The organism is Hymenobacter coccineus, assembly GCF_001816125.1.
Taxonomy (GTDB): domain Bacteria; phylum Bacteroidota; class Bacteroidia; order Cytophagales; family Hymenobacteraceae; genus Hymenobacter; species Hymenobacter coccineus.
This window is the reverse complement of record NZ_MDZA01000271.1, coordinates 1-1,576: the sequence shown is the minus strand read 5'-3', so window position 1 is coordinate 1,576 and position 1,576 is coordinate 1. Positions and strand designations below refer to the sequence as shown.

The window sequence follows — 1,576 nt, the reverse complement described above, 5'->3', positions numbered from 1 at the left end:
TCCGCCGCTGGGCCATCCCGCGCCACGATTTCCCGATGGACCGCCCCGGCTACCACCAGTGGCGCAATACCCTCAAAAAGTACCACGCCGAGCTGGCCGCTCGTTGCCAGCACATCCGCCGCTGGGCCATCCCGCGCCACGATTTCCCGATGGACCGCCCCGGCTACCACCAGTGGCGCAATACCCTCAAAAAGTACCACGCCGAGCTGGCCGGCCAGCTCCTGGCCGAAGTCGGCTACGACGCGGAAACCATCGCCCGCGTGCAGCAGCTGGTGCAAAAGCTCCGCCTTAAGGACGACCCTGACGTGCAGCTGCTCGAAGACGTGATTTGCTTGGTCTTCCTCGAGTACTATTTCCTGCCCTTCGCCGCCCAGCACCCCGAAGAGAAAATTATCGAAATTGTGCAGAAAACCTGGCCCAAAATGACCGCCCGCGGCCACGCCCTGGCCCTGCAATTGCCCTTCTCGCCCGAGGCCCTGGCGCTGGTGAGCAAGGCGCTGGCGCAGTAGCGCGGACTTTGTTAAAGGCTGAGGCCAAAAGTCGTAGTTGGCGAAGCAAGCACCTGGTGGAAGACTTTTTACTAAAACCTTAGCTGCGGGAGCTGGCTGTCAGCAAACTGTTTCCTGCTGGAGCAGTTGCTTTTGGTAGTGCGCCAGCAGCCAGACAACGCCGCCGGTACCGGCCACCATGGCGACCAGGGAGGTGGCTAAAACGGCGGAAATAGCGATTGGTACCGCGTTGGCAACCAGCACCAACAGCCCGGTTAACACGAGCAGAATAGCGTTGCCTAACCAAGCGCCGGCCCGAAACGCCTCCGGCCGGGGGGCCACGTACCGGGCCACCACCAGCTGCGTCAGCGACGCGGAAAAGGCGGCGGAAGGCTGGGCCAGCCCGTGCGCCTGCAACAGCGCTTTTATTGGCTCGGGGGAAACGGGACGCTGGCTCATAGGAGGTGCTGAAATTCGGTGGGGAGCAGCTGGGTCAGCGCCTGTTCGAGTTGCTTGCGGCTGCGGAGTAATTGCATTTTAACGGCCGAGGTTTTTTTGCCCAGGATAACGCATATTTCGGCAATGCTTTGCTCGGCCAGGTAGTGCAGGGTGAGCACCAGGGCGTCCTCCGGGGGCAGGCGGGCCAAGGCCAGCGCAAGGTACTTCCGCTGGTCGGCGCGCCGCACGGCTTCCCACCCATCGGCGCCGGTGGCAGGCTCCAAGGCCGTTTCGAAGGGCTGCGGCCGGTCGCCGGGGACACGGCTGCGCGTCTTGGTCAGGGCCGTATTGTAGACGATGCGGTAGAGCCAGGTCGAAAACTTGGCCGCCCGCTGAAACTGGGCCAGGGCCGCAAACGCTTTAAGGAAAGCATCTTGCACGACCTCCTCGGCATCCTGGGGGTTGCCCACCACGCGCAGGGCCACGGTATACGCCAGCGCCTGGTAGCGCCGCACGAGTTGGGCCAAAGCTTGCGGCTGGCCCTGGCCGGCTTGCCGCAGCAGCAGGTCTTCCGCAGCGGGAGGGTGAAGGAAATCCATGTGCGGGGCTTAGACGCCGGCCGCGCGTGCTCGACGGCTCCGGCTGGGCGC

General features: G+C 64.0%; 3 protein-coding genes. 1 reads left to right on the top strand and 2 read right to left on the bottom strand.

From position 1 onward, the window contains the following. Window positions 1-509: DUF4202 domain-containing protein (locus tag BEN49_RS14955; protein WP_141765682.1), on the top strand; the 509-nt coding region annotated here is incomplete at its 5' end. A 99-nt stretch (window positions 510-608) separates the two neighbouring features. Here the strand turns inward: BEN49_RS14955 and BEN49_RS14950 are convergent. Together BEN49_RS14950 and BEN49_RS14945 are read right to left on the bottom strand one after the other, a co-directional pair. Next, entirely contained in the window at window positions 609-947 is a 339-nt protein-coding gene (locus tag BEN49_RS14950) for a hypothetical protein (RefSeq protein WP_125916904.1), read from the bottom strand. Continuing rightward, window positions 944-1,525 carry an RNA polymerase sigma factor gene (locus BEN49_RS14945; RefSeq protein ID WP_083326130.1) on the bottom strand — a complete coding sequence of 194 codons (582 nt, stop codon included), beginning with the start codon at window positions 1,523-1,525 and terminating at the stop codon, window positions 944-946. The genes BEN49_RS14950 and BEN49_RS14945 overlap by 4 nt, the downstream gene beginning before the upstream one ends. Window positions 1,526-1,576: the final 51 nt, after the last annotated feature.

What these genes read in the sequence shown, in the direction of transcription:
- BEN49_RS14945 (WP_083326130.1), bottom strand. Translation starts at nt 1,525, where the DNA reads ATGGATTTCCTTCACCCTCCCGCTGCGGAAGACCTGCTGCTGCGGCAA.
- BEN49_RS14950 (WP_125916904.1), bottom strand. Translation starts at nt 947, where the DNA reads ATGAGCCAGCGTCCCGTTTCCCCCGAGCCAATAAAAGCGCTGTTGCAG.